The following is a 17633-nucleotide window of genomic DNA, read 5'->3' as shown; positions in this document are numbered from 1 at the left end:
AATGTGCCGCGCTACCCCACTCCCGCTTGGGTTGCTTTACGACGAAGGCGGCATTTCCAGCCATTGTCTCGAGGGCCATTGTACCAAAGGACAGGCGCTGCAATATCTTGCGCGGAGTGAGAAAAAGCGGTCTTTGTAAAATGCATTTTGATGCTCTTGGTACTACTACTTACGAATTGTCCGCTATGCCCGCTATCATCCATATGGGCTACTCGATCGCCGATTGATTCTGCGTTTCAGTGCGGCGGAAACTCCAATGGTCGTCGCGGCTAAGAGGTGAACTTGCCAGGGCTGGTGCACGTGGTCGACGACGACGCTTCGTTTCGGACGGCGATTGAACGCCGGCTGAAGCTTGCCGGCTACGATGTTGCGACGTACGCAGCGGCGCAGGAGTTGCTCGATCGATTGCCTGATCCCGACAGGCTGGGATGCATTCTGCTAGACGTGCAGATACCGGGACTGAGCGGTCCGGAGTTGCAACGCCGTCTCATCGAGCTCGGTTCGACGCTGCCGATCGTCTTCCTCACCGGGCACGCCGACACGGCAACGACCGTGCGGGCCATCAAGGCAGGCGCCGAGGATTTTCTGACCAAGCCGGTCTCGTCGGAGCAGTTGATCGACGCGATCGAGCGCGCCTTGGTCCGGCACGAAGCCGCGCGCAGCCAGCGCAGCAAGCTCGACTCGCTCAAGGCGCTGGTGGCCGCACTGACCCCGCGCGAGCGGCAGGTGTTCGATCTGATCGTGCGCGGCAAGATCAACAAGCAGGTTGCTCACGAGCTCGGAACCACGGAGCGCACCGTAAAGGCGCATCGCCACCAGGTGATGGAAAAGATGCAGGTTCATTCACTCGCGGAACTGGTGTCGATCGCGGAGCGCCTTGGCATGCTTGATCCCAAAAACGAGCAAAGCGGCTAATCCGGACCCGTTCGTCGGGGTCGTGCCGCATACCTATACCCAGGGACAATATGAAATGTGAATGACGACGTGTTCTATGGAGGGTGTAGCTCTACCTGGTTTGTTAGATCCTCGTTCAACAGAAGGCTGCCCCTCGTGCCGACCCGCAGATCCGTGTTCGTCGTCGACGACGATGTGTCGGTGCGCATCAGCATAAAACGGCTTCTGCGCGAGCACGGCTTTACGACGCTGCTGTTCGACTCCGCGGCCGCGCTGCTCGATCATGCCGAGTTCGAGAGCGCCATGTGCATCATCATCGACATTGATCTGACCGATCAATCCGGCATCGACCTGCGTCGGCGGATCGCAGACAAGGGCATCTCGGCCCCCGTGATCTATATCACCGGAAATGACTGCGAGCGGAATCGATCGGCCGCGGTCGCATCGGGATGCGTGGCTTACCTGACCAAGCCCTTTACCGCGAAATCACTGGTCGATCTGATCGAACGCGCCCGCGAAAACAGGATCTAAGCGCGATGGGATTGGGATGAACCGTCATCGCGCTTTAGGTTATTGCTTGAGCAGGATTTCCGCGCAAACGCGTTCCGAGTTTGCCGCAAGGGAATACCGCTGCATACGTTTCCGGATCGTGCTCCAGAGGCGGTTTCGCGCCGGTTCATTCCTCGATGTCCTGCTCCAGCGTCTTCGTGGGCGGGCCCTTGTGAACGGAAGCGAATTGTGCGAGCGGCATTGATGTCGTGAGCGCCAGAAGGTTGGAATCAACAACCTCGAGAACCAGCGTCTTTCCTGCTTCCATCTCCTTGACGATCTTTGGATCCGCAACATCGGCTGCGATGCAGGCGTTCGCGAGGCACCAGCTATAGGGCACCTGGTAGGGAGTGCCCTGGTCGACGGTCAGCTTGGCAGGGTGCTGCAGGTACATGCCGACGGGCACGAACAATTGCAGCCGCGCTGCCCGGTCGCCTTCTCGCTCGATCAGGTCCACCCGCATTGCCATTTGCCCGGTCGGAAACTTGCCGGTGATCGAGGTCCGGCACAGCGTCGGCGCGCCGCCTGCCTTGAAGCAGAGCTTTTGCCAATCTCCGTAGGTGATGTCCTTGGCCTCGCGCTGGCCGCGCGTTGCGACTTCCGCTGGTTTTTCGTTTTGCGCATTCTTGCGCGTGGCGGCGTCAGGAGTAGTAGGGACGCCGGCGATAGCGACGATCAGAACTCCCGCGAGACAATAACGAGCGTGGACCATGGTTCGCCTCCAAGTCTCTGGCCATTCCGGTCAATTTTGTGCGTCGAGAAACTTCGTCACCAGCGGCGACCAGATTGGTACCACATCGGGCGAGCCGATGAAGAAGTGTCCTTCGTTGCCGAATGGCGGCATCAGGTGGTATTCGGCGTTGCCGCCGGCGGCAGTGAAGGCCTCGTGCATGCGCTTCGTCAGGACCGGACCGAAATACGTGTCGTTCTGGATATAGATCCACAGCATCGGCACCCGCGAGGTGCGGCCGAATTCGCCGGTCTGCGCGACGAGCTTGTCGGACGCACAATTGTGGTTCGGCAAGCCGCCGACACGGCCGCCACGCCCTCCCGCAAGGACGATAATGGCCTTCACTTGCGGGGGATTGAAGCTTGAGAGCGCGATTGACGCCCAGCCGCCGGCCGATTGTCCGACGACGATGACGTCCTTCGGCACGATGCGCTTTTCGGCGGCCAGGTAGTCAATGATCCAGAGGTCGACTTGGGCGACTGCGAGCCCGGGATCACGGAAGTTTGGATGGGTGCATTTTCCGACCTTTGAGAAGAACGGCCCGCCGCGTTCGGGAATATCGACGGCGGTGGCGCCATATCCGGTGCCGACAGGGGCCACCACGAAGTTGCCGCGCCTGGCGAACCACTTGGCGGCGTCGCGGAACTCCACGAGCGGGAAGAAGCTGCGGTCGGTCGGGTTGAGTGACACGCCGTGGTTCATGATCACGAGAGGAAAGGGGCCGTCTCCCACCGGGCGCACCACGTACGCGAACATCGGAAGCGGCAGCGGCAGCGCCCAGACCTCCTCTTGAATGGAGCGATCCTCCGCCGCCACGACGTGCGCTGGCGCGAACAGACCGACGCACACAAGCAACAGCAGGGCCGTTAGGTTTCGCAGGGTTTGCTGACGCATGGCTCAGCTCTCCATTCCTTCAGCCCATGAACGTGCAGGCGACGATGATCGGGCCAAGAACGGCAAATCCGCAAATCTTGATCCGACCGAGAATGGTCCCGAGCGCGACCGCCAACGGCAGAAAGATTCCGGAGCGGCGGAGATGATCCATCTGGCGGTATCCATGATCGCATTTCCCCGGGGGCGCGTTTGCGGCAAGTCAGTCCCCAAAAGCGGCGAAATGCTTGATCCAGATCAATCCCGGCCGTTGGCGCCTTTGCGAACAAACAAATCCCGCAACTTGCGCTTGGCATTCCGGTGATCGCTCTCTTGATCGTGCTGTTGCGCTGCGAGGTTCATCGTGGTGGAGGGCGGCCGTGACGGGGCCCTTCGGACAGCCTGACGATTGGCTCAGGTTCTTCCCTCCGGTGCGATGGCTCGCCAATTATCAAGCGGCCTGGCTGCGGCCGGACGCAATCGCTGGCGTCACGCTCGCCGCGTACGCCATTCCGGTCTCGCTGGCCTATGCCGCACTGGCTGGCCTGGCGCCGCAGGTCGGCGTCTACGGCTATCTGCTCGGCGGCATTGGCTATGCGCTGCTCGGCTCCTCGCGGCAACTCGCGGTCGGCCCGACCTCGGCGATCTCGCTGATGATCGCCGGCACCGTGGGCACACTCGCCGGCGGCGACGTCGTGCGATACGCGCAGATTGCAAGCCTCGCAGCCTTCGCGGTGGCGGTGTTGTGCTTCATCGCCTGGCTGTTCAGGCTCAGTGTTCTCGTTCGCCTGGTCAGCGACAGCATCCTGGTCGGCTTCAAGGCCGGCGCCGGGCTCACCATCATCATGAGCCAGTTGCCGAGCCTGTTCGGCGTCCCCGGCGGCGGTCACAACTTCTTCGATCGCGTCTTCAAACTCGCCAGCCAGCTTAGCGAGATCAATCTCCTGATCCTGGCGATTGGCGCTGTCGCGCTCGTGCTTCTCCTGCTTGGCGAACGCTTTCTGCCGGGACGGCCGGTCGGTATCACCATCGTGGCATTGTCGATCGCGGTAGCGACGCTCCTCGGCTTTGCGTCCCATGGCGTCCCCGTGACCGGCAAGATTCCCGAGGGGCTGCCTGCGATTGGGTTGCCGACATTTGGTCTTCTGGAATTCGACGATCTCTTTCCGCTCGCGGCGGGATGCGTGCTGCTGGCCTACATCGAAGGTGTCTCTGCGGCGCGCAGCTTTGCCGCCAAGCACGGTTATCCCCTCGACGTGCGGCAGGAGTTTCTGGGGCTGGGGGCGGCGAACCTGGCCGCATCTTTCGGCCACGCCTATCCCGTCGCCGGCGGCCTGTCGCAATCCGCCGTCAATGACAACGCGGGCGCGCGGACGCCGCTGGCGCTGGTCATCTGCTCGGTGACGCTTGGCCTGTGTCTGCTGTTCTTCACGGGGCTGTTGACCAACCTGCCCAAGGCCGTGCTCGCGGCCATCGTGTTTGCCGCCGTCTACAAGCTGGTGGACGTTCGAGCGCTGCTGCGAATGTGGCAGGTCAGCCGGATCGACTTCTACGCCGCGGCGATTGCGCTCGTGTCCGTGCTGCTGCTCGGCATCCTGCAAGGCGTCCTGCTGGCGTCGATTGCCTCGATCTTCCTGCTGCTGGCGCGCGCCTCGCAGCCGAACGTGGCATTCCTCGGCCGGTTGCCCGGCAGTGGTCGTTACTCCGACAGCGCAAGACACCAGGGTGTCGAGCCCCTCGTTGGCGTCATCGCGTTCCGGCCCGAAGCTTCGCTGCTTTACATCAATGCCGAGACGATCCTCGATACGGTCCTGATCGCGCTCAAGAGGTCGGCGGACATCCGACTGGTCGCATGCGATCTCTCGGCATCGCCCTATATCGACCTCGCCGGTGCGCGCATGTTGCACGATCTCTACGACGAGCTCGCAACGCGTCGGGTCACCTTCTGCATCGTCGGCGCGCATGCGCAGCTGCGCGACCTGCTGCGGGCCGAAGGGCTGGCGGAGAAGACCGACAGCGGCCAATGGTTGCGCTCGCTCGACAGCGTTCTCGGTGAGGGACAGCCTGACACTGGCCAAAGAACGCCCTGATCTCCGGACTGGCTCGTCATCGTTCGCCGGCGCGGTGTTGCATTGCGAAGGAAGGTCGCTCATGGGCTCAACGGCTTCATTGCGTCGTGCGCGACCGTTGACTTGGATCAATGGACCCCGCCGCGCTGCACTCACGATCCCGCATCACCTGCCTCAGGGATCGGGAGACAACCATGTCCAAGGACACGAAGTCCGCGCAAAAGCGCATCGATCAGTTCTTTTCCGGGCCCGGAGGGCGGGCAGACGACTGGCGGGATCTGGTGGAGGCCGCGAAGGCATGGGCCCGCGGCGGTGATCGCGCGAAATACGATGCGGCGCTGGCCGATCTGTCGGTGACTGAGGAGTTTCACGGCTATCCCGGCCTGCAGTTGATGGCGGCATTGCGAGAGGCCGCTTCAGCGGGCGATGCGGCAACATCACTGGCCCTTGCGACGCGGATCACGCAGGCGCTGACCACGCGGTCATTCCGCCAGTACGCCGGCGACTGGAATCTCAAGGACGAAGGCAATGGCGAGGCGCCCGATCTGCTGCCGCCGACCTTCGGCTCGCATGCGGCCCGGCGGCCTTATTTCGAGACCTTGATCGTCACCGGTCTGTCGTCCGGCCAATGGCCTGCGCTGGCCGCCGAATGGCGCAAGCTGCGTCGCCCGGTCGATTCCTTCGTCTATGAGCCGGTCATCGTCGGCAGCCTGGAAGATGCGTTCTGCGCGACCATGCTCAACCCCAATATCGCGGCCGTCGTCATCAACGAGGGTTTTGGCCTGCGCTCACGCCACAATGCGCCGATCCTCCGCTCCATCGCGGCCGCGGCCGGTCTCAACGATGAATCCGACGCGGATGCTCTCCGGCTCGCCCATATCATCAAGCGGGTGCGGCCCGAGCTCGACATCTATCTGATGTCCAACCGCGACGTTGAGGAAATGGCCGGTAACCCCGAAACCAACGTGGTCCGCCGCATCTTCTACTCCATCGAGGAACTGCTCGAGCTGCATCTGTCGATCCTCGAAGGCATTCAGGATCGCTACGACACGCCGTTCTTCGACAATCTCAAGAAATACGCACAGCGTCCGATCGGCACCTTCCACGCGCTGCCGATCGCCCGCGGCAAATCCGTCTTCAAGTCGGACTGGATCCGAGACATGGGCGAGTTCTACGGGCCGAACCTGTTCCTGGCCGAGAGCAGCGCGACCACCGGCGGCCTCGACAGCCTCCTGGAGCCGACCGGCACCATCAAGAAAGCGCAGGACAAGGCGGCGCGCGCGCTCGGCGCCGATCGCGTGTTCTTCGTGACCAACGGCACCTCGACGTCCAACAAGATGGCGGTGCAGGCGCTGCTCGCGCCCGGCGACATCGCGATCGTCGATCGCAACTGTCACAAGTCGCACCACTACGGCATGGTGCTGGCCGGCGCTCAGCCGCTCTATGTCGAAGCCTTCCCGATGACGGAATATTCGATGTATGGCGCGGTGCCGTTGAAAACGATCAAGCAGGCGCTGCTCGGTGCGAAGGCCGACGGCCGGCTCGACCGCGTCAAGCTGCTCGACCTCACCAACTGCACCTTCGATGGCCACATCTACAACACCCGCAGGGTGATGGAAGAATGCCTTGCGATCAAGCCGGACCTGATCTTCCTCTGGGACGAGGCCTGGTTTGGCTTTGCACGGTTCTCGCCGTTCCTGCGGCGGCGTACCGCGATGGGCGCGGCCAACGAGATCGAAGCCTGGATGCACGACCCGAAGTCGGTCGCAGCCTATGAGAAGCAGCAGGCCGAGCTCGGCAAGAACCCGTCGGACGAGGTGCTGCTCAAGACCCGGCTCATTCCCGATCCGCGCCAGATCCGATTGCGCGTCTACCAGACCAATTCGACCCACAAGTCGATGTCTGCGATCCGCCAAGGCTCCATGCTCTCGGTCAAGGACGTCGAATTCCATACGGTCGAGCAACAGTTCAAGGAGGCCGTGTTTACCCATGCCTCGACCAGTCCAAACCAGCAGCTCATCGCGAGCCTCGACGTCTCGCGGCGGCAGATGGAGCTCGAGGGATATGGTCTGGTCGCCAACGCCATGGAAATCGCGCTCGCGATCCGCCAGGCGGTCAACAACAACCCGCTGATCTCAAAGTATTTCCGCATCCTCGGTGCGGACGCCATGGTGCCGTCGCAATATCGCCAGAGCGGCTTTACCGATTATCTCGCACCCGGCGTGAACTGGGCGAACACCCTGAAGAGCCTGGACGACGACGAGTTCTGCCTCGATCCGACCCGCATGACGCTGGTGTGCGGTACGGCCGGTTACGACGGCACGCAGTTCAAGGGCATTCTGGCGAACGAGTACAACATTCAGGTCAACAAGACCTCCCGGAACTCGGTCCTGCTCCAGTCCAACATCAACAACACGCGCAGCGACGTCGCGCATCTCGTCCGGGTCCTGGCCGAGATCGCGGGTGAGGTCGATCGCGGCCTGGCTCAGGGCGGGGCCAACGCGAAAAAGACGTTCGAGGCGCGGGTCAATAGCCTGATGAAGGATGTGCCCGACCTGCCGAACTTCTCGCATTTCCACCCGAGCTTCCGCGGCGATGCCGGCGCCAAGACCAACGAGGGCGATATCCGCGGCGGCTTCTATGCCGCTTACGACGCGGCGGGTTGCGAACACATCCGTCTCAACGATCCCGAGATCGACCGACGGCTGAAAGCCGGACCCGAGCTCGTCTCGGCGAACTTCGTGATCCCGTATCCGCCGGGCTTCCCGATCATGGTGCCGGGGCAGGTCATCACGCAGGAGACCATCGACTTCATGCGCAAGCTCGATGTGAAGGAAATCCACGGCTACGACGCCAAGGAGGGACTGAAGCTCGTACGCACGGAGGCCTTGGCGAAGATCGGCAGGCCAAAGCCCGGTGCTCAGCCGAAGCTGAAGGCTGCCTCTTGAGATAGGTAGGGGACGTGCCGTCTCGGGCGTCCTGCTTACCGTGTTCGGCTACTTCGCGATAATTCTGGCTCAACAGTTCGACGTAGAAACCAAAGGGGAAACCAAAGTCATGAGAAAGCTTGCCATCCGCGCCGCTCTGGTCGCCTTGCTCGCAGGCGTTGCCGGTTTCAGCACGCCATCACGGGCCGAGACCGGCCAGGTCGCAGTCGTCTTCACCAAAGGCGGGCTGATCGTCGGGGTCGGCGGCGGCGATGGTGTGCTCAGACTCCGGGGCAAGGACTATCCGTTCACAGTGTCCGGCATGAGCGTCGGCTTCACAATTGGCGCCTCGACGACAAAATTTGTCGGACGAGCTCTCAATCTTAAGGGACCCGCGTCGATCGAAGGATCGTACGCGGTGGGTGGAGCGGGTGGCGCGGTTGCCGCGGGCGCCGGTGCCGTTCAGCTGCAAAACGCGAACGGCGTGATCCTGCAACTCAGCGGGCCGAAGGTCGGTGCCGAATTGTCGGCCGCGGTCGGCGGCGTCACGATCAAACTGAAATAGGTCCTGGTGATCGGGCCGCGCCCGCGCGGTCTGACGGAACACTGCGCTTTGTTCAAATGCTTCGGTTCCGTTGATCTAGGTCAAGTTCTGACGCGATCGGCGGCCGACGGTAACGTCGGGTGCTGATCGCATGTCGCGTGGCATCATCGAAGAGCGAACGACGGCACCCCAATCAATGGAGGACACGCCATGCTTCGTTATCTTCTCGCTGCTCTTGCGGCGCTCGTTCTTCTCACGACCTGCCTCATTCCGGATGATGCCTTCGCTCGCCGGGGCGGCGGTGGTGGTGGTGGCTTCCGCGGCGGCGGTGGTGGCTTCCACGGTGGTGGTATGCGGGCAGGCGGTGGGTACCGCGGCGGTGCCGTTCATGCCGGTCGCGTTGGCGGTGGCGGCTATCGCGTCGCCGGAGGCGTGCGTCCGAGTCATCCGATAGCCGGTCGTCCGGGCCGTCCGATCGCAGGCCGGCCGGGTTATCCGGGGCGTCCGATCGCCGGTTATCCCGGCTATCGTCCGGGCTATGGCTATGGCTGGCGTGGACCCGCTTATGGCGCCGCCGCTCTTGGAGCCGCAGCGGCCGGTGCGTACGGTGCGTATGGCTATTACAACAACAACTACTACAACAACGGCTGCTATCAGGACTCCTACGGCAGTTGGGTCTGCCCGCAGCAGTATCCTTATAATTATTGAGGCAAAGGTCGCATCAGGCCGCCACCACGCGGCCTGATCCGCTCAATAACGCTCCTCGACGAATTTCAGCCCGCGCAGGCTGGCCTGGTCGTTGTAACGGCCCTTGTCCGAGCGCGGCGGCAGCCTGATCTTGTCTTTCTTGACGCGCTTGTAGGGGATCGCCTTGAGCAGGTGCGCGATGCAGTTCAGCCGCGCCCGCCGCTTATCGTCGGAGCGGATGATGTGCCAGGGCGCGTGCTTCGTGCTGGTCTTCCTGAGCATCAAGTCGCGCGCCCGCGAGTAGTCATACCAGCGCCGGTAGGATTCCACATCCATCGGGCTCAGCTTCCACTGCCGCACCGGATCGTCGATGCGGGCCCTGAATCGACGCTCCTGCTCGTCCATCCCGACCTCGAGCCAGATCTTGACGAGGATGATGCCGCCCTCGATGACGTATTTTTCCATCTGGGGGCAGAGGGCGAGAAAGCGATCGTGCTCGGCGGGCGTACAGAAGCCCATCACGTATTCGACGCCGGCGCGGTTGTACCAGCTCCGGTCGAAGATCACGATCTCGCCGCCGGCGGGAAACTGCTCCATATAGCGCTGGAAGAACATCTGGGTCTTTTCGCGATCCGACGGCGCCGGAAGGGCAACGACGCGAAACACGCGCGGACTGACCTTCTCGGTGATCGCCTTGATGGTGCCGCCTTTGCCGGCGGCATCCCGACCTTCGAACAGGACGATCACCCGCAGCTTCTTCTCCCTCACATAATCCTGGAGATGGCAAAGATCGACCTGGAGCTTTTCGAGCTCCTTCTCGTACTCCTTGCGCTTCATTCGTGTGTCGGACTCATCATCCTTGGCCATGCCTGTCCTTTCGCTGTTTCAGCTCCGACGCGGCCGAATGGCCGTCAATCGTCTCCCCAGGAGATGGTGACGCCGATATCGCCCGGAACGCCGCCGGGAAAATCGATGATCTGGTAGGCGATGCGATAGCCGCGCGGCTTCAGGTGGTCGGTCCAGAGCTGGAAGATTTCCTTGGGGATTCCGGTCAGTGTGTTCTCCCAGCCCTTTTCCCGCTGGTTGATGGCGCGGCCCTTGTCGGTGCACAGCGTGTTGGGGAAGCGATAGACCTGGACCTCGGTCAGGCCGTTTCGCACTGCACGCTGGATGATGGTCGAGGCGAGCTTGATCTTCTCCTCTTCGGTCTTGCCGGACGGCTTGCTCAGCCGGTCGATCAGGGCGTGCTTCTCGGCCTCGGCGGCGGCGGCGAGACGGGCATATTCCTCGGCCTTCTGAGCCTCTTTGAGCGCTGCTTCTTTCCGGATCTGCGTGGCATTGGGGATGAGATCATCGAGGCCGGGCATGGCTGACGGCTCCTGATTGGGTGTTGGCAGTTCAGCGTTCGAGGTAAGCTAGGCCCGGCGGCGAGGCTTCCCTTGATTCAAATCAAGCAAAATCCACACCGGGGTAGTCAGACTGGCCGCAACGCAATGCGCAACTCCGCTCCAGATTGGGGAGAGACCATTGAACGACCAGCTTCATCCGATGGCTCCGCACCATCTACCGTTCTATCTCGCGCCTGGAAGCGGGGTCGACCCGCTGATGGTGGTGATGGGAATATTCCTGATTGGCACCGTGCTCTGGGTCGGCACGCTCTATTGGAAGCTGCACAGCCTGCCCGAGCGGATGGCGCATAAATCACAGAAACTGCAATTCGAATTCGTCGCGGTGCTCGGCCTGATCTCGCTCTTTACCCATATGCATATCTTCTGGGTCGCGGGCCTGTTGCTTGCGTTGATCGACATTCCCGATTTCGGCACGCCGCTGCGCAGCATCGCCGACTCCGTCGAAAAGATTGCCGATGCGACGCCGGGAGAGGCCGGCTCGGCGAGCCCACTACCGGCGGATGAGCCGAGCCCCGTCAGGCAGAAGGAGCCCAGCCATGTTTGAGCTCATGTTCTGCTCGCTCCTGACCATCGTGCCGGACTACCTCTATCGCCGTTATGTCCAGGGCAAGCGCTTCGGCAAGGAGATCACGTTCTTCTCCATCTGGTATGAGCTGCGATGGGGCATCACCGGTTGTCTGATGCTCACGGTGTCGCTGATCACCATGATCTTCTATTTCCATCCGGCGACCGACTCGGCGACGCTTTATTTCCGCACCGTGCCGATCCTGCCCGAAGGATCGGGGCGGGTTGCGGAGGTCAAGGTCGGCTTCAGCCAGGAGGTGAAGAAGGGCGACGTGCTGTTCACGCTGGACAGCTCCAAGCAACAGGCCGCCTACGAGACCGCCCGGCGGAAGGTCGCCGAGGTCGATGCGGCAATGACCTCGGCGCAGTCGGATGTCGTCAAGGCCGAAGCCCAGATCCAGGAAGCCAAGGCCAATTATCAGCAAGCCAAGGACGAACTCGACACCAAATCCGAATTGCAGCGCCGCAACCCCGGTATCGTGCCGCAACGCGACATCGAAAAGCTCCAGGTGCTGGTCGATCAACGGCAGGCCGGGATCGATGCGGCGACCGCCGTGAGGGAAACGGCCGCCTTGCAGGTGTCGACGCTCCTGCCGGCCCAGAAGGCGAGTGCTCAAGCCGCTCTCGAGCAGGCCCAGGTCGACCTCGACAAGACCATCGTCCGCGCCGGCGTCGACGGCCGGGTCGAGCAATTCCTGCTTCGTGTCGGCGACGTCGTCAATCAGTTGATGCGGCCGGCGGGCGTGCTAATTCCGGAGGGCGCCGGCAGAAAGGTGCTTCAGGCCGGCTTCGGCCAGATCGAGGCGGGCGTGATGAAGGAAGGCATGGTGGCGGAAGCGACCTGCATATCGAGGCCCTGGGTCATCATCCCGATGGTGGTGACGACAGTGCAGGACTACATTGCGGCAGGACAGTTCCAGGGCGGGCAGCAACTGCTCGAAGCACAGAATGGCCCGAAGCCCGGCACGATCCTCGTCTTCTTGGAGCCACTCTACAAGGGCGGGCTCGAAGGCGTGACACCGGGGAGTAGCTGCCTCGTCAACGCCTACACCAGCAATCACGAGGAGATTTCCGCAAAGGACACTAGCACCGGGCGAGCGATCGCGCTCCACGTCGTCGACGGTGTCGGTCTTGTGCACGCACTGCTGCTTCGCATCCAGGCGCTCCTGCTGCCGATCAAGACGCTCGTGCTGAGCGGCCACTGACGCCGAGGAGGGCCCCGGCAAAAGCGTTGGCCGTGGGCCGTTTTGCGTTAGAATGAGATGAAGGTGCAGCCGGTCGAAGCTGCTGAGGAAGAGGATGAGCGGGCGCATCCCAATCGTTGCTGCGGTCAGGCGGGGCTGGCCGGCGGCGGCCGCACGGCTCTGTCTGTGTGTACTGGTCTTGGCCCTAGCCGGGCTCGGACCGGCGAGCGCTGCCGATCAGGGCCAGCCCAAGCGGGTGCTGCTGCTTCATTCCTTCGGACGGGAATTTCGTCCGTGGAGTGAATTCGCGCGGGCCATCAAGGCCGATCTCGAGCGGCAGGCGCCGTGGCCGCTGGACATTCAGGAGCACACGCTCCTGACGGCGCGGTTCAACAATCCAGGTCCTGAAGAGCCCTTCGTCGATTATCTGCGCTCGCTCTACGAGAGTTGTCCGCCGGATATCGTCGTCAGCGTCGGGGCGCCTGCGGCAAAATTCGCCCAGAAGTATCGCAAGCAGCTTTTCCCCGACACACCGATGGTCCTGACCGCGGTCGAGCAGCGCCTGGTCGATCGCACGGGACTGACCGACAACGACACGGTCATCGCGATCCACAATGACTTTCAGGCATCTTTTGCCGGCATCCTTCAGGTCCTGCCTGCCACGCAGAAGATCGCCGTCGTGCTGGGAGCCTCTCCCGTTGAGAAGTTCTGGCTTGAGGAGGTCAAGAAGGATGCGAAGCCGTTCGAAAACAGAGTGTCGTTTGATTGGTATTCGGGGCTTTCGTTCCAGGACATCCTCAAGCGCGCGTCATCGCTCGCGCCGCACACGGTCTTGTTCTGGGGCCTGATGTCGGTCGACGGTGCAGGTGTCACGCATGAAGGCGACATCGCCTTGCGCCAATTGCGAGCTGTCGCCAACGCGCCGATCTTTTCCTATCAGGATGCCTTCTTCGATGGCCAGACCGTCGGTGGCCCCATGCATTCTACGGCCGCAACCAGCCGGAAAACCGTCGACGTTGCCATCCGTATCCTCGGTGGCGAGAAGCCGGGCAACATCAAGATCGAAACGCTCCAATTTGCGCCACCGCGATATGACTGGCGTGAGATGCAGCGCTGGGGCATCAGCGAAAGCAATCTGCCTCCTGGCAGCGAGATCCTGTTTCGCGAGCCGAGTGTTTGGGAGGTCTATCGCTGGCAGATGGCGCTGATCGCAGCGGTGATCCTGGTGCAGGCCGGCCTGATCAGTGGCCTGCTTCACGAGCGCTGGCGTCGCCGTGTCGCGGAGGTCGAATCCCGCCAGCGTCTGGCCGAGCTGGCGCATGTCAACCGCTACGCGGCGGCCGGCGAGCTGACGACGTCGATCGCGCACGAATTGAATCAGCCGCTCGGCTCTATCCTCACCAATGCCGAGACGGCCGAGCTCATGTTGAAGGGGGCTTCCCCCAATCTCGGCGAGATCAGGGAGATCCTTGCCGACATCAGGCGCGACGATCAGCGGGCGAGCGAAGTGATCCGCAGGCTACGCAGCGTGTTGAAGAAGACGCCGTTTGAGATCGCCGATATCGATCTGAACGAAACCGTCGGCGAGGCGATCGGATTTCTGACCGCCGTGACCGACCGGCACAAGATCGCCCTGAAGTTCACGGCCGCCGCAAGCGCGCTGCGCGTCAGGGGCGATCCGGTCCAGCTTCAGCAGGTCATTCTCAACCTGATCATCAATGCGATCGACGCGATCTCCGAGGCGGAGGCGAAGGTGCGGGAGGTGACCGTCACCACGGCGCTGTCCGGCTCCTTCGCAGAAATCAGGATCGGCGATAGCGGACCCGGCATAGCCGCCGGCGATCTCAAGAACGTCTTCAATCCATTCTTCACCACCAAACCGCAAGGCATGGGCATGGGACTCGCCATCGCCAGAACCATCATCGAGGCCCATCGCGGACAGATCGTTGCCGAGAACAGGCTGTCGGGCGGTGCGCTGCTTACGATCAAGCTGCCGATCACGCGTTAGACAACGCATCGGCCGCGGAATTTTCGCGCCGCAACAACCCGGCATCCCCTTTCTTTGATCTTCGTCAAAGGAACACATCCGTCCCGGCCCGATGCTCCCCGCCGCAATACCAACGGAGAGTGTGCAATGTTTCGCTGTGGCAAGACCCTGATCGCGCTTGCGCTGATGATGGCGATGCCCATCGCCGTATCGGCGCAGAACCCGGCCGCGCCGAACGCGCCGGCAAGCCAGGCGCCGCCAGCAAGCCAGGCCCCGCCAGCAAGTCAAGCGCCGCCAGCAAGTCAGGCTCTGCCGGCCGCGGAGCTGTTGAAGCCGGAGCAGCTCGAGGCGCTGGTCGCGCCGATCGCGCTCTATCCGGACGAGTTGCTTGCCAACGTGTTGGCGGCATCGACCTATCCGCTGGAGGTCGTGCAGGCCGATCGCTGGCTCAAGGAGCGCAAGAAACTGAAAGGCGATGCGCTGAGGGGCGAGGTCGAGAAGCAATCTTGGGACGACAGCATCAAGGCACTCGCCAGCACGGCCGACGTCCTGGCCATGATGAGCGACAAGCTCGAATGGACCAAGAGCCTCGGCGACGCCTTTCTCGCGGATGTGTATAAGAGACAGGTACGATGTACGTACCCTATTACGAGCCGGCGACCGTTTATGGCGCGTGGCCCTACGCCGAGTATCCGCCGTACTACTTTGGATATCCTTCTTATATCGGCGCAGGCGTGGTGGCGGCAGGCCTCGCTTTCGGCACCGCCTGGGCCATTGGACGCTGGGGCAACTACTGGGGCGGCGGCTGCAACTGGGGCAACCGCAACGTCTACGTCAATCACCGAACCACCAACATCGCAAACGGCTGGCAGCACAATCCTGCGCATCGCCAGGGCGTGCGCTACAACAACGTGAACGTGCAGCAGCGTTTCGGCAACAACAACATCAAGGCAGGCGCGGCCGACCGGATGGATTTTCGCGGCCGCGATGGGCAGCAGGTCCTGAAGTCCGGACAGGATCGGCCAGGCGCTGGAGACCGTGCAGGTGATCGCGCAGGTGATCGCGCGGGAGATCGTGCAGGGGACCGCGCGGGCGATCGAGCGGGAGACCGCGGCGGCGATCGTGCAGGTGATCGTGGCGGAGATCGCGCCGGCGCTGGCGATCGCGCCAAGGGCGGCGGCGACCGTGCCAAGGGTGGTGGCGATCGAGCTGGCGCGAAGGGCGGTGGCGACCGCGCGAAGGCCGCCAACCGCGGCGGTGCTGGCGCGGGCAATCGCGCTGCCAATGCCAACCGTGGTGGCGGCAATCGCGGTGGCGCCATGAACGTCTCCTCCGGCCGTGCGGCTGCCGCAGCATCAGCACGCGGGCGCTCGAGCATGGCGAGCATGCCACGCGGCGGCGGTGGCGGTGGCTTTGCCGGGCGCGGCGGTGGTGGCGGAATGGCGATGCGCGGCGGTGGAGGAGGCGGCTTTGGTGGAGGCGGGCGCGGTGGCGGCGGCGGTGGCCGGCGTTCGGATATCGCGCTGAAGCACGACATCGTCCTGCTCGGTCATCTCGCGAGTGGCCTTGGCTACTACCGCTTCAGCTATCTTGGCAGCCACAAGGCCTATGTCGGCGTCATGGCGCAGGAGGTCGAGCGCGTGATTCCGGAAGCGGTGACCCGAGGCAGCGACGGCTATCTGCGGGTCTATTACGAAAAGCTCGGTCTGAAATTCCGCACGTACAGCGATTGGCTTGCCGGCGGCGCAAAAATCCCTGCGGAGGTGATGCCATGATCGGTCTGAAGTCGCTTCGGCGCCCAGCTTTGCCGGCAATCATGGCGGTCGTGCTGTTCAGCTTGCCGTCGCAGGCGCAGCAATCGTATCCCACTCCTGAGGACGCAGCCGCAGCGCTCGCCGCGGCTGTGAAGAGCGGACCGCGCGATATCCTGAAAGTGCTCGGCAGGAACGCAGACGACATCGTCTCCTCCGGTGACGAAGTTGCCGACGCCGACATTCGTCAACGCTTCACGTCGATGTACGATGCCAAGCATGCGATCAAGGCGGAGGGCAACAAGAAGGCCACGCTGATGCTCGGCGCGGACGATTTTCCGTTCCCGATTCCCTTGGTCAACTCCAAAGCGGGCTGGGAATTCGACGTGGACGAGGGGCGGATCGAGGTGCTCTATCGCCGTATCGGCCGCAATGAGCTCGATGCGATCCAGGCCGCGCTCGCCTATGTCGATGCCCAGAACGACTATGCGGAGAAAGACCGCGGCGAAGGCGTCGGTGTCTATGCGCAACGCATCGTCTCGACGCCCGGAAAGAAGGATGGGCTGTTCTGGCGCGACGATACTGACCCGAGCCCGCTCGGCGAATTTGCGGCGGAAGCCTCGCGCGAGGGCTACAAGATGGAAGGGCAGGGTGCGCCTTATCACGGTTACTACTTCAGGATCCTCAAGGGGCAGGGCCCCAACGCGCCCGGCGGCACCCTCGACTACGTCGTCAAGGGCAAGATGATCGGCGGCTATGCGCTCGTCGCCTATCCCGCCGAGTACGGCAATTCCGGCGTCATGACCTTCGTGGTCAATCACGGCGGCACCGTCTACCAGAAGGATCTCGGGCCTCGCACCGAAAGCATTGCCAGCCGCATGATCTTGTTCAATCCGGACCAGACCTGGAAGAAGGTCGATGCCGCAAAACAATGAGAAAATAGCGCGGCGCTTTTTCCTTGGCTGGCTGACGGCGATGACATTGCTTGCCTTCGTTGTCCCAGCAACGCCGTCGTTCGCACAGGCCGCCGGCCAGGTCCGCGTCAAGATCGTGAAGGCGGGCCTCCTGGTCGGCGGCGGCACCGGCAGCGGCGTGCTGACCTGGCGTGGCCGCAACTATCCCTTTCGCGTCTCCGGTCTGAGCCTTGGAATCACGGCTGGCGCCACGATCAGCCGCCTGGACGGCTGGGCCTCGGGCATCCGCGAGATCAATGATTTCGCTGGCACCTATAGCTCGGTTGGCGGCGGCTTCGCCCTGGTTGGCGGTGTCAACGGTGTCCATTTGCGCAACGAGAAGGGCGTGACGATCGTGCTGCAAGGGCCGAAGGCCGGACTGGAAGTCGCCGCCAACCTTAGCGCGATCACGATCTCCATGAGATGAATTCGGCCTGAAGACTTCCCATCCGGATTCTATTGAGCATGCGAAGCAGGCCTCCAAATTGAGGGAATTTCTGCTGGCGCAACACCGC

At 62.7% G+C, this 17633-nt stretch carries 16 protein-coding genes and 2 pseudogenes; 14 read left to right on the top strand and 4 right to left on the bottom strand.

All coding sequences use genetic code 11. From position 1 onward, the window contains the following. Nucleotides 1-282 precede the first annotated feature (282 nt). Together SO180_RS02955 and SO180_RS02950 are read left to right on the top strand one after the other, a co-directional pair. On the top strand, nt 283-915 hold the full coding sequence (locus tag SO180_RS02955) for a response regulator transcription factor (protein ID WP_449377321.1): 633 nt from the start codon (nt 283-285) through the stop codon (nt 913-915). Between the two features lie 135 nt (nt 916-1050). Continuing rightward, the gene (locus tag SO180_RS02950; RefSeq protein WP_449377320.1) at nt 1051-1425 is read left to right on the top strand and encodes a response regulator; all 375 of its coding nucleotides are present in this window, start codon (nt 1051-1053) and stop codon (nt 1423-1425) included. 145 nt (nt 1426-1570) lie between these two features. Here the strand turns inward: SO180_RS02950 and SO180_RS02945 are convergent, their stop codons facing one another. Next, nucleotides 1571-2155 carry an invasion associated locus B family protein gene (locus SO180_RS02945; RefSeq protein ID WP_449377319.1) on the bottom strand — a complete coding sequence of 195 codons (585 nt, stop codon included), beginning with the start codon at nt 2153-2155 and terminating at the stop codon, nt 1571-1573. Between the two features lie 30 nt (nt 2156-2185). Beyond that, nucleotides 2186-3067, bottom strand: a complete 882-nt coding sequence (locus SO180_RS02940; protein ID WP_449377318.1) for an alpha/beta hydrolase family protein — start codon at nt 3065-3067, stop codon at nt 2186-2188. Here SO180_RS02940 and SO180_RS02935 point away from each other — a divergent pair. The 6 genes and pseudogenes from SO180_RS02935 (at nt 3066) to SO180_RS02910 (ending at nt 9291) form a co-directional block, all read left to right on the top strand. Further along, the gene (locus SO180_RS02935) at nt 3066-3368 is read left to right on the top strand and encodes a hypothetical protein (RefSeq protein ID WP_449377317.1); all 303 of its coding nucleotides are present in this window, start codon (nt 3066-3068) and stop codon (nt 3366-3368) included. The genes SO180_RS02940 and SO180_RS02935 overlap by 2 nt on opposite strands. Further along, nucleotides 3311-3427, top strand: a pseudogene (locus tag SO180_RS02930) (DUF1275 domain-containing protein); the annotation flags it as partial. The gene SO180_RS02935 and the pseudogene SO180_RS02930, both read left to right, overlap by 58 nt. Next, nucleotides 3424-5133 carry a SulP family inorganic anion transporter gene (locus SO180_RS02925; RefSeq protein WP_449377316.1) on the top strand — a complete coding sequence of 570 codons (1710 nt, stop codon included), beginning with the start codon at nt 3424-3426 and terminating at the stop codon, nt 5131-5133. The pseudogene SO180_RS02930 and the gene SO180_RS02925, both read left to right, overlap by 4 nt. A 173-nt stretch (nt 5134-5306) precedes the next feature. Next, a complete protein-coding gene (locus SO180_RS02920; protein ID WP_449377315.1) occupies nt 5307-8060 on the top strand; it encodes a decarboxylase in 2754 nt (917 codons plus the stop codon). Between the two features lie 109 nt (nt 8061-8169). Further along, complete coding sequence (locus SO180_RS02915) at nt 8170-8604, top strand: hypothetical protein (protein WP_449377419.1); 435 nt, start codon at nt 8170-8172, stop codon at nt 8602-8604. Nucleotides 8605-8793: 189 nt separating this feature from the next. Then, nucleotides 8794-9291 carry a hypothetical protein gene (locus tag SO180_RS02910; RefSeq protein ID WP_449377314.1) on the top strand — a complete coding sequence of 166 codons (498 nt, stop codon included), beginning with the start codon at nt 8794-8796 and terminating at the stop codon, nt 9289-9291. Nucleotides 9292-9333: 42 nt separating this feature from the next. Here the strand turns inward: SO180_RS02910 and ppk2 are convergent, their stop codons facing one another. Together ppk2 and SO180_RS02900 are read right to left on the bottom strand one after the other, a co-directional pair. Further along, entirely contained in the window at nt 9334-10137 is an 804-nt protein-coding gene (ppk2, locus tag SO180_RS02905) for a polyphosphate kinase 2 (protein WP_449377313.1), read from the bottom strand. A gap of 44 nt (nt 10138-10181) precedes the next feature. Further along, the gene (locus SO180_RS02900; RefSeq protein ID WP_449377312.1) at nt 10182-10637 is read right to left on the bottom strand and encodes a hypothetical protein; all 456 of its coding nucleotides are present in this window, start codon (nt 10635-10637) and stop codon (nt 10182-10184) included. 181 nt (nt 10638-10818) lie between these two features. On the opposite strand from SO180_RS02900, the gene SO180_RS02895 reads away from it, so the two are divergent. From SO180_RS02895 to SO180_RS02870, 6 genes and pseudogenes are all read left to right on the top strand, one after another. Beyond that, the gene (locus SO180_RS02895; RefSeq protein ID WP_449377418.1) at nt 10819-11223 is read left to right on the top strand and encodes a hypothetical protein; all 405 of its coding nucleotides are present in this window, start codon (nt 10819-10821) and stop codon (nt 11221-11223) included. Further along, on the top strand, nt 11216-12448 hold the full coding sequence (locus SO180_RS02890) for an HlyD family secretion protein (RefSeq protein ID WP_449377311.1): 1233 nt from the start codon (nt 11216-11218) through the stop codon (nt 12446-12448). Before SO180_RS02895 ends, SO180_RS02890 begins: the two co-directional genes overlap by 8 nt. A gap of 94 nt (nt 12449-12542) precedes the next feature. Beyond that, entirely contained in the window at nt 12543-14435 is a 1893-nt protein-coding gene (locus SO180_RS02885) for a sensor histidine kinase (protein ID WP_449377310.1), read from the top strand. A 126-nt stretch (nt 14436-14561) separates the two neighbouring features. Then, a pseudogene (locus SO180_RS02880) lies at nt 14562-16189 on the top strand (DUF3300 domain-containing protein). Beyond that, the gene (locus SO180_RS02875) at nt 16186-17100 is read left to right on the top strand and encodes a DUF2950 domain-containing protein (RefSeq protein ID WP_449377309.1); all 915 of its coding nucleotides are present in this window, start codon (nt 16186-16188) and stop codon (nt 17098-17100) included. Before SO180_RS02880 ends, SO180_RS02875 begins: the two are co-directional and overlap by 4 nt. Next, complete coding sequence (locus SO180_RS02870) at nt 17084-17545, top strand: lipid-binding SYLF domain-containing protein (protein ID WP_449377308.1); 462 nt, start codon at nt 17084-17086, stop codon at nt 17543-17545. The genes SO180_RS02875 and SO180_RS02870 overlap by 17 nt, the downstream gene beginning before the upstream one ends. Nucleotides 17546-17633 lie beyond the last annotated feature (88 nt).

The organism is Bradyrhizobium sp. UFLA05-112 (genome assembly GCF_053572325.1).
The sequence above is the reverse complement of the archived record's forward strand: the minus strand, read 5'-3'. Positions and strand labels throughout refer to the sequence as shown.

What these genes read in the sequence shown, in the direction of transcription:
- SO180_RS02895 (WP_449377418.1), top strand. Translation starts at nt 10,819, where the DNA reads ATGGCTCCGCACCATCTACCGTTCTATCTCGCGCCTGGAAGCGGGGTC.
- SO180_RS02910 (WP_449377314.1), top strand. Translation starts at nt 8,794, where the DNA reads ATGCTTCGTTATCTTCTCGCTGCTCTTGCGGCGCTCGTTCTTCTCACG.
- SO180_RS02935 (WP_449377317.1), top strand. Translation starts at nt 3,066, where the DNA reads ATGGCTCAGCTCTCCATTCCTTCAGCCCATGAACGTGCAGGCGACGAT.
- SO180_RS02875 (WP_449377309.1), top strand. Translation starts at nt 16,186, where the DNA reads ATGATCGGTCTGAAGTCGCTTCGGCGCCCAGCTTTGCCGGCAATCATG.
- SO180_RS02900 (WP_449377312.1), bottom strand. Translation starts at nt 10,637, where the DNA reads ATGCCCGGCCTCGATGATCTCATCCCCAATGCCACGCAGATCCGGAAA.
- SO180_RS02890 (WP_449377311.1), top strand. Translation starts at nt 11,216, where the DNA reads ATGTTTGAGCTCATGTTCTGCTCGCTCCTGACCATCGTGCCGGACTAC.
- SO180_RS02885 (WP_449377310.1), top strand. Translation starts at nt 12,543, where the DNA reads ATGAGCGGGCGCATCCCAATCGTTGCTGCGGTCAGGCGGGGCTGGCCG.
- SO180_RS02870 (WP_449377308.1), top strand. Translation starts at nt 17,084, where the DNA reads ATGCCGCAAAACAATGAGAAAATAGCGCGGCGCTTTTTCCTTGGCTGG.
- SO180_RS02915 (WP_449377419.1), top strand. Translation starts at nt 8,170, where the DNA reads ATGAGAAAGCTTGCCATCCGCGCCGCTCTGGTCGCCTTGCTCGCAGGC.
- ppk2 (WP_449377313.1), bottom strand. Translation starts at nt 10,137, where the DNA reads ATGGCCAAGGATGATGAGTCCGACACACGAATGAAGCGCAAGGAGTAC.
- SO180_RS02920 (WP_449377315.1), top strand. Translation starts at nt 5,307, where the DNA reads ATGTCCAAGGACACGAAGTCCGCGCAAAAGCGCATCGATCAGTTCTTT.
- SO180_RS02945 (WP_449377319.1), bottom strand. Translation starts at nt 2,155, where the DNA reads ATGGTCCACGCTCGTTATTGTCTCGCGGGAGTTCTGATCGTCGCTATC.
- SO180_RS02940 (WP_449377318.1), bottom strand. Translation starts at nt 3,067, where the DNA reads ATGCGTCAGCAAACCCTGCGAAACCTAACGGCCCTGCTGTTGCTTGTG.